Below are 12,938 nucleotides of genomic sequence, written 5' to 3' on the forward strand. Positions count from 1 at the left end.
GCAGATCAATCAAAAAAGGGGGGGTGTCTGGGGGGCTCAGTTCGGTGGGAGTGTGCTCAAAGCCCGTGGGTTCCCATGGCTTGGCGGGCAATCCAGTTTTTGATCGGGCCACTGCGCTCCACGCCACGAAGGCCCCAGTTGCGCAGGGCTTGCAGCGGGTTTTCGGGGCGCGAGAACAGCTGCTGCAGGCCGTCGGTGGCCAGACTCATGGGTAGCATGGCGGCTTTGCGCTCGCGCTCGTACCGGCGCAGCAGGCGCATGTCGGCCACGCTGCGCCAGTAGTCGCGCCCATGCAGCACGGTGGCCAGCGCCTGGGCATCGGCCAGGCCCAGGTTCAGGCCCTGGCCTGCCAGGGGGTGGATGTTGTGGGCTGCATCGCCCGCCAATACCCAACTGCGTGTGGTTTTGCCCGACTCGGCCATGGGCCCGCACCAACGTGCCGCCTGGGCTTGTTGCAAAGGCCAAGCAGCGCGGGGGGCTGCCAGCTCCAGCTGCCCCAGCGCGCCTTGGCTGGCGGCTTGCAGTGCTTCGGCAAAGGCCTCGGGTGCCATGTCCAGCAGTGGGGCCACTTGCTCGCGCTCGACCGACCACACCACGGCCACGGTGTGCCCATCGGCCCCATCCAGGGGCAAAAAGGCCAGGATGCCCTGCGGCAAAAACCACTGTCTTGCGATTTGGCCGTGGGGGTGTTCGCACGCCAGGCGGGTGGCAATGGCGTGCTGCGTGTAGGGGGTGACGTCAAATTCCACGCCAAACTCGGCCCGCGTGCTGCTGGCGCGGCCTTCGCAGACGATGGTCAGGGCGGCGTCCACCGGCGCGGGCACCACCTCCACCTGGGGTTGGTAGCGCACGGCTTCGGCCAGACGCTGCTCCAGTGCGGGCACGTCCACAATCCAGGCCAGGGCATCGGCGCCCTGGGTGGCGGCGTCGAAGTGCACAGCGCTGCCCTGGTCTCCCTGCACCTGCATGCGTGTGACGGCCGTGGCGTGCTCAGGGTCGGGCCAGCTGCGCAGCGACTCCAGCAGCGTGCGCGAAGCGGTGTTGAGGGCATAGGCCCGCACGTCGTTGGCTGGGGGCTGGATGGCAGGGGGCGCGACCAGGGCCACGCGCAAGCGTTCGCGGGCCAGCAGCAAAGCCAGGGTGCGGCCGACAATGCCAGCCCCACGGATACAGATATCAAAGGTGTGCGCCATGGGCGGCATTGTAGGAGGGGGCAGGCAGCCCGCAGGTGCAGTGCAGAATCGCCCCGTGGGCGCCCGTGGTTGTGCTTTTGGCTGTGCCACCGAAGCAACCGAGCTGGTGCGCCCCTTTTGTTCCCATTTTTCAGGAGCGCTGCAGCGTGTCGTCATTTGAAACCGAATCCGATGTGACTGGAACCATTGCCCGGTTGTTTGTCTACCCCGTGAAGTCCTGTGCAGGTATTGAGGTGCAAGAAGCCCTGCTGACCGAAACCGGCCTGGACCTGGATCGTGCCTGGATGGTGGTCGATGCCCAAGGCCAGTTTGTGACCCAGCGCAGCCTGCCACGCATGGCGCTCATTCGCCCGCAGCTCAAATCGGACGAGTTGGTGCTGCGGGCCCCCGGCATGCTGGCCCTGCATGTGGCGCTGGACGTGGTGGAGGCGCCCGCCACCGTCACGGTATGGGACGACACCGTGCCCGCCTGGGACATGGGGGCTGTGGCGGCGCAGTGGTTCAGTGATTTTTTGGGCCAGCCTTGCCGCTTGGTGCGGTTTGACCCCGATCACCGGCGCTGGTCCAGCAAGCAATGGACGGGCGATTTGGAGGCGCATACCCAGTTTGCCGATGGTTTCTCGCTGTTGGTGACGAGTGAGGGGTCCATGGATGGGCTCAACGAACGGCTGGCGGCCGCTGGCCATAGCGCGGTGGGGGTGGAGCGGTTTCGCCCCAACCTGGTGTTGGGCGGGGTGGATGCGCACGACGAAGACCGCATCGAGGACCTGCGCATTGACGCAGGAGCGCACAGGGCGGTGCACCTGCGCCACGTCAAACCCTGCACCCGCTGCCCGATCCCCAATATCGACCCCATTACGGCGGAAAGCAGTCCGGCGGTAGGCGACGCCCTGAGTGCCTACCGCAGCGATAAGCGCCTGCAAGGTGCCATCACCTTTGGCATGAACGCGGTGGTGGTGGGCGGTGCGGGTGTGGTGCTGCGCGTGGGGCAGCGGTTTGGGGCTAACTATTGTTTTGATTGAGGTTGGGGGCTCTCTTTCTGCAGAAAAGGGGCTCTGCCTGCTGCTTTGCGCGCCCCTGGGGCCGCTGACATAAAATCACGCCCCCGAGGCTCATGGGCGCGCGGCGCCCACCCCAGGTTGATCCCCATGAATGTTCCGATTGCGTTGGCCGCCTTGCAGGCGCAGGCTGCCGAGCCTGTCCGTTTGCGTGAAATCCCGTACAACTACACCTCGTTCTCTGACCGGGAGATCGTGATCCGCTTACTGGGCTCTTCTGCCTGGGACTTGCTGGACCAACTGCGCAAAGAGCGCCGCACCGGTCGATCCGCCCGCATGCTGTACGAAGTGCTGGGCGACATCTGGGTGGTGCAGCGCAACCCCTACCTGCAAGACGACTTGCTGGACAACCCCGACCGCCGCAAGCTGCTGGTCGATGCACTGAACCACCGCCTGGGCGAAGTCGAAAAACGCCGTACCCCCGCTGACGACGCCGAGCGCGACCGCTTGGTAGGCGAGCTGGTGGTGGCCGCGCGCCGTGCGGTGCAAGAGTTCAACGCCACCTTTGAGAACGCTGCGCAGTTGCGCCGCCAGGTGCAAAAGACGCTGGGCCGCCTGACGGCCAAAGACAACATCAAGTTCGACGGCCTCTCGCGCGTGAGCCACGTGACCGACGCCACCGACTGGCGCGTGGAGTACCCGTTCGTGGTGCTGACCCCCGACTCTGAGGTCGAGATGGCCGGGCTGGTCAAGGGATGTATCGAGCTGGGGCTGACCATCATTCCGCGTGGGGGCGGCACCGGCTACACCGGCGGCGCCATTCCGCTGACGTGGAAGAGCGTGGTCATCAACACCGAAAAGCTCGAAGCCATGACCGAGGTGGAGATGCGCCGCCTGCCGGGCATGGACCGCGAGGTGGGCACGGTGTGGACCGAAGCCGGTGTGGTGACCCAGCGCGTGGCCGATGCGGCCGAGCGCGCGGGCTTTGTGTTTGCGGTAGACCCGACCAGTGCCGAGGCGTCGTGCATTGGCGGCAACATTGCCATGAACGCAGGCGGCAAAAAGGCCGTTCTGTGGGGTACGGCGCTCGATAACCTGGCCAGCTGGCGCATGGTGACGCCCGACGCCCAGTGGCTGGAGGTGACGCGCCTGGACCACAACATGGGCAAGATCCATGACGTGGAAGTGGCCACGTTTGAGCTGCAGTATTTCGAGGCCGACGGCAAGACGCCGGTGCGCACCGAGCGCCTGAGCATTCCGGGCCGCACCTTCCGCAAGGAAGGCCTGGGCAAGGACGTGACCGACAAGTTCCTGGCGGGCCTGCCTGGCATTCAAAAAGAAGGCTGCGATGGCCTCATCACCAGCTCTCGCTGGGTGGTGCACCGCATGCCCGAGCACACGCGCACTGTGTGCCTGGAGTTCTTTGGCAATGCCAAAGACGCCGTGCCCAGCATCGTCGAGATCAAGGACTTCATGTTCGCCGAGCAAAAGCGCAGTGGCGTGCTGCTGGCCGGGCTGGAGCATCTGGACGACCGCTACCTCAAGGCGGTGGGCTACGCCACCAAGAGCAAGAAGGGCAACGGCGGCCTGCCCAAGATGGTGCTGATCGGCGACATTGCCGGTGACGACGCCGACGAAGTGGCCCGCGTGACCAGCGAGGTGGTGCGCCTGGCCAACACCCGCAGTGGCGAGGGCTTCATTGCCATCAGCGCCGATGCGCGCAAGAAGTTCTGGGCCGACCGCAAGAAGACAGCTGCCATCAGCCGCCACACCAACGCCTTCAAGATCAACGAAGACGTGGTGATCCCGCTGCCGCGCATGGCCGAGTACACCGACGGCATCGAGCGCATCAACATCGAGCTGAGCCTGCGCAACAAGCTCAAGCTGTGCGATGCGCTGACCGACTTTTTCGAGCGGGGCAACCTGCCGCTGGGCAAGCAAGACGCTGCCGAGGACGTGCCAGCGGCCGAGCTGCTGGAAGACCGCGTGGGCCAAGCCATTGCCCAGGTGGCCGAGGTGCGCGCCCTGTGGCAAGGCTGGCTGAACAACGTCGAAACGCTGTTCCCGCAGTTGCAAGACCACACCCTGCGGGCCAGCTGGAAGACCCAGCTGCGCACGCCGCTGCAAGGCATCTTCACCGGCGCCGCGTTCAAGCCCATCCTGGACGAGGCCGTGGCGATTCACAAGCGCGTGCTCAAGGGCCGCGTGTGGGTGGCGCTGCATATGCACGCGGGTGACGGCAATGTGCACACCAACTTGCCAGTCAACAGCGACGACTACGAGATGCTGCAGACCGCGCACGAAGCCGTGGCGCGCATCATGGTGCTGGCGCGCAGCCTGGACGGCGTGATTTCGGGCGAGCATGGCATTGGTATCACCAAGCTGGAGTTTTTGACCGACGACGAATTGCGTCCGTTTGCCGAATACAAGCGCAAGGTGGACCCAGAGGGCCGCTTTAATAAAGGTAAGCTGCTACGAAATCAGGAGCTGCCTGCGCTAGAGGGAAAAGCCTTGGAGGCCAAAAACGCCTCAAATGCTCCGCTCATGCACGCTGATTTGACCAATGCGTACACACCTAGCTTTGGGTTGATGGGGCACGAGTCGCTGATCATGCAGCAAAGCGACATTGGCGCCATTGCCGATAGCGTGAAGGACTGCCTGCGCTGCGGCAAGTGCAAGCCCGTGTGCGCCACGCACGTGCCGCGCGCCAGCCTGCTGTACAGCCCTCGCAACAAGATTTTGGCCACCTCGCTGCTGGTCGAAGCCTTCTTGTACGAAGAGCAGACGCGCCGTGGTGTGTCCATCAAGCACTGGCAAGAGTTTGAAGACGTGGCCGACCACTGCACGGTGTGCCACAAGTGCTACACGCCGTGCCCGGTCAAGATCGACTTTGGCGATGTGACCATGAACATGCGCAACCTGCTGCGCAAGATGGGCAAGAAGACCTTCCGCCCTGGCAACGCACTGGCCATGACCATGCTCAACGCCACCAACCCCGACACCATCAAGCTGATGCGCTCGGCCATGGTGGGCGTGGGCTTCAAGGCCCAGCGCATGGCGGTGGACATTCTGCGCAAGGTGGGCCGCAAGCAAACGGCCAAGCCGCCCGCCAGCGTGGGCACGGCTCCGATCAAGGAGCAGGTCATCCACTTCATCAACAAGAAGCTGCCCGGCGGTCTGCCCAAGAAGACGGCGCGCGCGCTGCTCGACATTGAGGACAAGGACTACGTGCCCATCATCCGCAACCCGCAGGCCACCACGGCCGAGACGGAGGCGGTGTTTTACTTCCCGGGCTGTGGGTCAGAGCGCCTGTTCAGCCAGGTGGGGTTGGCCACGCAGGCCATGCTGTGGCACGCCGGTGTGCAGACGGTGCTGCCGCCCGGGTATCTGTGCTGCGGCTACCCGCAGCGCGGCAGCGGCCAGTTCGACAAGGCCGAGAAGATGATCACCGACAACCGGGTGCTCTTCCACCGCGTGGCCAACACGCTGAACTACCTGGACATCAAAACCGTGGTGGTGAGCTGCGGCACCTGCTATGACCAGCTGCAGGGCTACGAGTTTGACAAGATCTTCCCGGGCAGCCGCATCATCGACATCCACGAATACCTGCTGGAAAAGGGCATCACCCTGCAGGGCAAGGGTGCCTACCTGTACCACGAGCCCTGCCACAACCCCATGAAGCAGCAAGACGCCATGAAAACCGTCAAGGCGCTGGTGGGCGAGCAGGTGCTCAAGAGCGAGCGCTGCTGCGGTGAATCGGGCACGTTGGGGGTCACCCGGCCCGACATTTCGACCCAGGTGCGCTTTCGCAAGGAAGAAGAAATCAAAAAGGGCGAAGCCCAGCTGCGCGCCAGCGGGGCTGTGGGCGCGCAGGACAACGTCAAAATCCTGACCAGCTGCCCCAGCTGCCTGCAGGGCCTGAACCGCTACCAGGACGACCTGCAAAACGGTTTGCTCGAAGCCGACTACATCGTGGTTGAAATGGCGCGCGAGATGCTGGGCGAGAACTGGATGCCCGAGTACGTGCAGCGTGCCAATGCGGGCGGTATTGAGCGGGTGCTGGTATGAGCGAAGGCCGGCCGTGCCCCCTGTGCGATGCCGATGGCGGTGCGCTGGTCTGGCGTGGCGAGAAGCTGCGCGTGATCCGTGCGCAGGAGGCGGGTTTTCCGGCCTTCTACCGCGTGGTGTGGACGGCGCATGTGGCCGAGTTTTCTGATCTGTCGGCCGCCGATCGCAGCCACTGCATGGAGGCGGTGACGGTGGTGGAGCAGTGCCTGCGCCAGCATCTGGCGCCCTCCAAAATCAACCTGGCGGCCTTGGGCAACACGGTGCCGCACCTGCACTGGCACGTGATTGCGCGCTTTGACTGGGATAGCCATTTCCCTGCGCCGGTCTGGGCGGCAGCCCAGCGCCCAGGCCCTGCGCAGCAGGAGGCGGCTGTGCGGGCGCTGCTGCCCGCGCTGGAATCTGCACTGCGTGCGCGCCTGGATGCCGCACTGTCCGTCGCTTGAATGTTGGTACCCACAGTTTTTGGCGGGCGCAGGCCTGCTTCCATTTTTTGACAGGTGATTGCATGGCAGGTTTGAAAGCAGGCGCCCCGGCGCCCACCGCGCTCACGGTCCACGAGGCCTCTCGCGTGCTGGAGGTGGCTTTTTCGGACGGTGCCGCGTTCCGTATTCCGTTTGAGCTGATGCGTGTTTACTCCCCCTCGGCCGAAGTGCAGGGCCACGGACCCGGCCAGGAAGTGCTGCAAACCGGCAAGCGCGAGGTAACGCTGGTGAACCTGGAGCCCGTGGGCAACTACGCCGTCAAGCCCACGTTCTCGGACGGCCACGACAGCGGCATTTTCAGCTGGGACTATCTCTATGAGCTGGGCCAGCAGCAGGACGCCCTGTGGCACCAATATGCCGAGCGCCTGGCCGCTGCTGGGGTGGAGCGTGACGCGCCCATGGCCGCCAAAGGGGACGGCCACGCCTGCGGTAGCCACTGAAGTGCGGCCCGTCCGCTCATGGATGGGCCCACGCGGTCGTGCAAAATGCTATAAAAATCGTAGCTGCTAGCGCTTATTCTGAAAGCGTTAGCCCCCTTTTTGATATTAACTCTGCGACAGATGCCCCATATCAGTGCGGGGTTGTCGCTGTACGGCAGGCGCGCAGGCGCCTAGCATGAACGCCATGAGCAACACCCACTTTGGATTTGAGTCGGTTGACGAAACGGAAAAAGCACAGCGCGTGCGCGGTGTGTTTGATTCGGTTGCGTCAAAGTACGACGTGATGAACGACCTCATGTCGGGCGGGCTGCACCGCGCCTGGAAGGCCTACACCGTGATGGTGGCCAACCTGCGCGAAGGCAGCCAGGTGCTGGACATTGCCGGGGGCACGGGCGATCTGTCGCTGGCGTTTGCCAAAAAGGTGGGTAGCACCGGGCGCGTGGTGCATACCGACATCAACGAGGCCATGCTGCGCACAGGGCGCAACCGCCTGATTGATGCAGGCGTGGTGCTGCCCACACTGGTGTGCGACGCCGAACAACTGCCGTTTCCTGATGCGCATTTCGACGTGGTGAGCGTGGCCTTTGGCCTGCGCAACATGACCCACAAAGACCGTGCCTTGGCGGAAATGTGCCGGGTGCTCAAGCCCGGCGGCAGGCTGCTGGTGCTGGAGTTTTCCAAGGTCGCCAAGCCGCTGGAGAAGGTGTACGACTGGTATTCCTTCAAGGTGCTGCCGCAACTGGGCAAGCTGGTGGCGGGCGACGACGCCAGCTACCGCTACCTGGCCGAGTCCATTCGCATGCACCCAAGCCAGGAAGATCTCAAATCCCTCATGCAGCAAAGCGGTTTTGGGCATGTGGACTATCACAACATGACTGGCGGAGTAGTGGCTTTGCATGTTGGAATCAAGTGCTGAGCGCAATGTGTGCGCTTAATGCTGATGAATGACTCAACGGAGATGACATGATGAAACTGTGGTCTGTGGTTTTGGTGGCGCTGATGGCGGTGGTCCATGTGGACGCCGAAGCCAAGCGTATGGGGGGCGGTAAGTCCGTTGGACAGCAATCGAACAACGTGACCCAACGCGAATCGTCTGGCGGCGCGGCGCCTGCCCAGAACGCCACAAACAACGCAGCTGCCGCCAAGCCTGCGGCGCCTGCTGGTGCCGCACCTGCTGCTGCCGCGCCCAAGAAGCCTTGGGGCGCCATGCTGGGTGGCTTGGCCGCAGGCTTGGGCCTTGCGTGGCTGGCCAGCTCTTTGGGCCTGGGTGCCGGGTTCGGCCAGTTCTTGATGATTGCACTGCTGGCCTTGGCGGCGTTTGCGGTGATTGGCATGATCATGCGCTCCCGTCGCGCGGGTGCTGCCAGCCCAGCAGGTGGTGCACCGTTCGCCTTCCAAGGCGCGGGCGCTGGGGCTGCCACACCGGCAGCGGCCCAGGTTCCCAATACCTACCGCCCCGAGAATGTGGGCAACGACGCATCGGCCCGCCCCTGGGAGCGCAGCAGCATGGCCTTTGATGCCTCGCGCCAGGCCCAAGGCGCTGGCGTGGTGATCGGCTCTGGCCTGGCAGGCACGCAAAACTGGGGCGTTCCAGAAGGCTTTGACACCGACGGTTTTCTGTCGGCCGCCAAGCGCAACTTCGTGACGCTGCAAGCCGCTTGGGACCGCTCTGACATTTCTACGCTGCGCTCGATGATGACCGACAGCATGCTCGAAGAAATCCGCACCCAGCTGTCCGAGCGCGAGTCGCAGCGCGGTGCAGAGCCAAACCACACCGATGTGGTCATGATCGAAGCGCAGTTGCTGGGCATCGAGGAAATGGACGACCGCTACATGGCCAGCGTCGAGTTCTCCGGCATGATCCGTGAAGAACTGTCGGCAGGCCCTAGTCCCTTCCGTGAAGTCTGGAACATGACCAAGGGCAAGACTGGCAACAGCGGCTGGCTGGTGGCTGGCGTACAAGCTCTGCAGTAAACGCGCAGGGTCTTCCCAGTTCAGGGAATAATCGGGGACTATGGCAACACAGTCCCCTTTTTCATTTCTGGATGGCATTTTTGACCGCGTCACTTCTGGGCCGCAGCCTCCGCAATGGCTGGTCCACGAAGTGCATCAGCGCGCCGTGCTGTTCATCAACCACGTTCTGATGCAAGAGCCCGAGGCCATGGAGCGCCTGCGCCGCCAAAAGGGCCGCGTGGCGCGCGTGCAGTGGCGCCACTATTCCATGGCGTTGCTGGTCACGCCTGCCGGGTTGTTCAACCTGGCAGGCGAGGGCGATACCCCTGATTTGCGGCTGGAGATGACCGAGCTGTCGCCCCTGGCCTTGGCCCAAGGTGCCCTGCGGGGCGACAAGCCAGCCATTCGCATCGAGGGCGATGTGCAACTGGCGGCTGAGATCAACTGGCTGGCCGACCATGTGCGCTGGGATCTGGAGGAAGACCTGGCCCGATTGATGGGCGATGCACCCGCCCACCAGCTGTGCAATGTGGCCCGGCGCGCCGCTCAGGCTCTGCGCCAGTTTGTAGGTGCCCGCGTGTCCCAGGGTGCCGTGGTGCCCGCATCTGCACCAGACGGCGTGGACCGGGCCGCGGTATGAAGCGGTTTTTGCGCGGCTGCACCATCTTGTGGGTGGTGTTCCGGTACGGTCTGGACGGTTTGGTTCTGGACAGCTTTCAAAAGCCCGGCTTGCGCTGGTTGTCGCGCATGCTGTCGTTCGGGCGCAAGCTGGACGCGCCGCGCGGCCAGCGCCTGCGTGAGGCGCTGGAGCAGCTAGGCCCCATCTTCGTCAAGTTTGGCCAGGTGCTCTCGACCCGGCGAGACCTGTTGCCGCCCGACATCGCCGACGAACTGGCCTTGCTGCAAGACCGGGTGCCGCCGTTTGACCCTAACGTGGCCATTGCCACCATCGAGCGGGCTTTTCGCAAGCCGGTCGATACCGTGTTTACCTCGTTCGAGCGCGTGCCCGTGGCCAGTGCATCGATTGCGCAGGTGCACTTTGCCACGCTGATCGACCGCGATGGCGTGCAGCGCGAGGTGGCCGTCAAGGTGCTGCGCCCTGGCATGCTGCCTGTGATCGAGAAAGACCTGAGCCTCATGCGGATGATGGCGGGTTGGGTCGAAAGCCTGTCGGCCGATGGCAAGCGCCTCAAGCCACGTGAGGTGGTGGCTGAGTTTGACAATTACCTGCACGATGAGTTGGACCTGGTGCGCGAGGCGGCCAACGCTGCGCAGCTGCGGCGCAACATGCAGGGGCTGGACTTGGTGCTGATTCCCGAGATTTTCTGGGACTTCTGCCACCCTGAAGTGATGGTCATGCAGCGCATGAAGGGCGTGCCCATCAGCCAGATTGAACGTCTGCGCGATGCAGGGGTGGACATTCCCAAGCTGGCGCGCGATGGCGTCACCATCTTCTTCACCCAGGTGTTCCGCGATGGGTTCTTCCACGCCGACATGCACCCGGGCAACATCCAGGTCAGCCTGGAGCCTGAAACCTTCGGGCGCTACATCTCGCTGGACTTCGGCATCGTTGGCACGCTCACTGAGGTGGACAAGGAATACCTGGCACAGAACTTCGTGGCGTTTTTCCGCCGCGACTACAAGCGCGTGGCCGAGCTGCACATTGAAAGCGGCTGGGTGCCGCCCGAGACGCGGGCCAATGACCTCGAATCCGCCATCCGGGCGGTGTGTGAGCCGTACTTTGATCGTCCGCTCAAAGAGATTTCGCTGGGGATGGTGCTGATGCGCCTGTTCCAGACTTCACGCCGGTTCCATGTTGAAATTCAGCCCCAACTGGTGCTGCTGCAAAAAACCCTGCTCAACATCGAAGGCTTGGGGCGCCAGCTGGACCCTGAACTAGACCTGTGGAGCACGGCCAAGCCCTTCCTGGAAAAGTGGATGCTGGAGCAAATGGGGCCACAAAGGTTGTGGCGCGATGTGCGTGCCGAGGCCCCGCATTACGCCAAGCTGTTGCCTGAGCTGCCACGGCTGGTGGCCCAGTATTTGCGAAAAGGTGGCGATGGCGACGGCGAGGCATTGAGGGAGCTGCTGCAGGCGCAGCGGCAGACCAACCGGCTGTTGCAGGGCGTGCTGTGCGTAGGCTTGGGTTTTGCTTTGGGTTTGCTGGTCATGCAATTGATGCCTTTGCTGCGCCTTAGGGGTTTTTGAGTCCCCCGCCCTGACACGCTGCGGGGCCCATGTTGGGCACGGCGCCAGTGCAATGGCGCCATTTTTTATTCATCTCGGAGTTTCGGAGCGGCGCCATGCTGATGACGTTCATTGTTCTGTACCTGCTGGTCTCGATTGCCATCGGTTTGTATGCCGCTACGCGTGTGCACAACACGGCCGATTACGCGGTGGCCGGGCGAAGTTTGCCGCTGGCCGTGGTGATTGCCACCACGTTTGCCACCTGGTTTGGCTCCGAGACGGTGCTAGGGGTCTCTGCCCGGTTTGTCGATGGCGGTTTGGGTGCCGTGGTCGAAGACCCCTTTGGCGCGTCGATGTGCCTGGTGCTGGTGGGGCTCTTTTTTGCGTACAAGCTGTACCAGAAGAACCTGATTACGCTGGGTGACTACTACCGTCAGCGGTACGGCCGAGTGATTGAAGTGGTGTGCTCGGGCATCATTTTGTTCAGCTACCTGGGCTGGGTGGCCGCACAGATCACGGCTTTGGGGCTGGTGTTCAACCTGCTGACGCAAGGGGCCGTGTCATTGACGTTGGGCATGGTGATTGGCACCGTGGTGGTGCTCATCTACACACTGTATGGCGGCATGTGGTCTGTGGCGCTCACCGACTTTGTTCAGATGATTGTCATTGCTGTGGGCTTGATTGCCATTGCGTGGTATGCGGCCGATCTGGCGGGCGGCGCAGGCAAGGTGATCGATTTCGCCGCGCGAGAAGGCAAGTTCCAGTTCTTTCCCACCGGAGGGGCGAAAGAGTGGACGTTCTTTATCGCTGCAGCGATCACCATGATGCTGGGCTCCATTCCTCAACAAGACGTTTTTCAACGGGTGATGTCGTCCAACAGCGCCAGCACCGCTCGCAAAGGCCCGGTCATTGGCGGCGTGCTTTACCTGCTGTTCGCTTTCATTCCCATGTTTGTGGTGACGGCAGCCATCCTCATCATGCCCGACGCGGCGCCTGCGTTGCTCAAGGATGATCCTCAAAAGGTGTTGCCCACCTTGGTGATGGAGCGCATGCCCGTGATCTTGCAGGTGGCGTTTTTCGGTGCCCTGCTGTCCGCCATCATGTCCACGGCTTCGGCTACGCTGCTGGCGCCTTCCACCACTTTTGTGGAAAACATCCTGCGCAACATACGCCCAGGCATGAGCGATGCTGCCACCCTCAAGGCCATGCGCATCTCTGTTCTGGTGTTTACAGCTTGCGTGCTGGCCTATGCCATCACCATGCAGGGCACCTCGATCTATGAAATGGTGTCTGGCGCCTATCAGGTGCCTTTGGTGGGGGCGTTTGTGCCTTTGGTGTTCGGCCTGTACTGGAAGCGCGCCACCACTCAGGGGGCTTTGGCTGCTGTGGTGCTGGGATTGGGTGTGTGGTTATTGTTTGTGGCAAGCCCTGCACTCGCGGCCGAGTTCCCTCAGCAGTTGGCGGGCTTGCTCGCAGCACTGCTGGGCATGTTCGCAGGTTCCCTGGCCCCGCAGTGGATGAAAGATCACAAAGGCCACGTGCACCACTACGAAGGCACCGCCGCCTGATGGAGTCCATTGCAGGGTGAGCAGCGCTCCCATCCACCACCAGCGTCCC

The 12,938-nt window shown here is 63.2% G+C and carries 10 protein-coding genes; 9 read left to right on the forward strand and 1 reads right to left on the reverse strand.

The features are described 5' to 3' along the window. Positions 1–56: 56 nt before the first annotated feature. On the reverse strand, positions 57–1,193 hold the full coding sequence (locus C8C98_RS13770; protein WP_121456262.1) for an FAD-dependent monooxygenase: 1,137 nt from the start codon (positions 1,191–1,193) through the stop codon (positions 57–59). Between the two features lie 146 nt (positions 1,194–1,339). On the opposite strand from C8C98_RS13770, the gene C8C98_RS13775 reads away from it, so the two are divergent. The 9 genes from C8C98_RS13775 to C8C98_RS13815 all read left to right on the forward strand — a co-directional run bounded on the left by C8C98_RS13775 (position 1,340) and on the right by C8C98_RS13815 (position 12,889). Beyond that, positions 1,340–2,215, forward strand: coding sequence for an MOSC domain-containing protein (locus C8C98_RS13775; RefSeq protein WP_121454744.1), 876 nt, complete (start codon positions 1,340–1,342; stop codon positions 2,213–2,215). Positions 2,216–2,341: 126 nt separating this feature from the next. Beyond that, complete coding sequence (locus tag C8C98_RS13780; protein ID WP_121454745.1) at positions 2,342–6,259, forward strand: FAD/FMN-binding oxidoreductase; 3,918 nt, start codon at positions 2,342–2,344, stop codon at positions 6,257–6,259. Then, positions 6,256–6,702 carry an HIT family protein gene (locus tag C8C98_RS13785; protein WP_121454746.1) on the forward strand — a complete coding sequence of 149 codons (447 nt, stop codon included), beginning with the start codon at positions 6,256–6,258 and terminating at the stop codon, positions 6,700–6,702. The genes C8C98_RS13780 and C8C98_RS13785 overlap by 4 nt, the downstream gene beginning before the upstream one ends. Before the next feature lie 62 nt (positions 6,703–6,764). Further along, positions 6,765–7,181 carry a gamma-butyrobetaine hydroxylase-like domain-containing protein gene (locus C8C98_RS13790; protein WP_121454747.1) on the forward strand — a complete coding sequence of 139 codons (417 nt, stop codon included), beginning with the start codon at positions 6,765–6,767 and terminating at the stop codon, positions 7,179–7,181. A gap of 184 nt (positions 7,182–7,365) precedes the next feature. Continuing rightward, positions 7,366–8,097 carry a bifunctional demethylmenaquinone methyltransferase/2-methoxy-6-polyprenyl-1,4-benzoquinol methylase UbiE gene (gene ubiE / locus C8C98_RS13795; protein ID WP_099658290.1) on the forward strand — a complete coding sequence of 244 codons (732 nt, stop codon included), beginning with the start codon at positions 7,366–7,368 and terminating at the stop codon, positions 8,095–8,097. A 47-nt stretch (positions 8,098–8,144) separates the two neighbouring features. Next, positions 8,145–9,155: a Tim44 domain-containing protein gene (locus tag C8C98_RS13800; protein WP_121454748.1), complete on the forward strand. Its 1,011-nt coding sequence runs from the start codon at positions 8,145–8,147 to the stop codon at positions 9,153–9,155. A gap of 40 nt (positions 9,156–9,195) precedes the next feature. Further along, positions 9,196–9,774: an SCP2 domain-containing protein gene (locus tag C8C98_RS13805; protein WP_121454749.1), complete on the forward strand. Its 579-nt coding sequence runs from the start codon at positions 9,196–9,198 to the stop codon at positions 9,772–9,774. Beyond that, positions 9,771–11,342, forward strand: a complete 1,572-nt coding sequence (gene ubiB, locus C8C98_RS13810; RefSeq protein ID WP_121454750.1) for a ubiquinone biosynthesis regulatory protein kinase UbiB — start codon at positions 9,771–9,773, stop codon at positions 11,340–11,342. The genes C8C98_RS13805 and ubiB overlap by 4 nt, the downstream gene beginning before the upstream one ends. 95 nt (positions 11,343–11,437) lie before the next feature. Further along, positions 11,438–12,889 carry a sodium:solute symporter family protein gene (locus C8C98_RS13815; RefSeq protein WP_121456263.1) on the forward strand — a complete coding sequence of 484 codons (1,452 nt, stop codon included), beginning with the start codon at positions 11,438–11,440 and terminating at the stop codon, positions 12,887–12,889. The last annotated feature ends 49 nt before the right edge of the window (positions 12,890–12,938 follow it).

This window comes from Acidovorax sp. 106 (genome assembly GCF_003663825.1).
Taxonomy (GTDB): Bacteria; Pseudomonadota; Gammaproteobacteria; order Burkholderiales; family Burkholderiaceae_C; genus Acidovorax.

Excerpts from the sequence above, each read along its gene's own strand:
- C8C98_RS13770 (WP_121456262.1), bottom strand. The coding sequence starts at position 1,193 with ATGGCGCACACCTTTGATATCTGTATCCGTGGGGCTGGCATTGTCGGC.
- C8C98_RS13780 (WP_121454745.1), top strand. The coding sequence starts at position 2,342 with ATGAATGTTCCGATTGCGTTGGCCGCCTTGCAGGCGCAGGCTGCCGAG.
- C8C98_RS13785 (WP_121454746.1), top strand. The coding sequence starts at position 6,256 with ATGAGCGAAGGCCGGCCGTGCCCCCTGTGCGATGCCGATGGCGGTGCG.
- C8C98_RS13790 (WP_121454747.1), top strand. The coding sequence starts at position 6,765 with ATGGCAGGTTTGAAAGCAGGCGCCCCGGCGCCCACCGCGCTCACGGTC.
- ubiE (WP_099658290.1), top strand. The coding sequence starts at position 7,366 with ATGAGCAACACCCACTTTGGATTTGAGTCGGTTGACGAAACGGAAAAA.
- C8C98_RS13800 (WP_121454748.1), top strand. The coding sequence starts at position 8,145 with ATGATGAAACTGTGGTCTGTGGTTTTGGTGGCGCTGATGGCGGTGGTC.
- C8C98_RS13805 (WP_121454749.1), top strand. The coding sequence starts at position 9,196 with ATGGCAACACAGTCCCCTTTTTCATTTCTGGATGGCATTTTTGACCGC.
- ubiB (WP_121454750.1), top strand. The coding sequence starts at position 9,771 with ATGAAGCGGTTTTTGCGCGGCTGCACCATCTTGTGGGTGGTGTTCCGG.
- C8C98_RS13815 (WP_121456263.1), top strand. The coding sequence starts at position 11,438 with ATGCTGATGACGTTCATTGTTCTGTACCTGCTGGTCTCGATTGCCATC.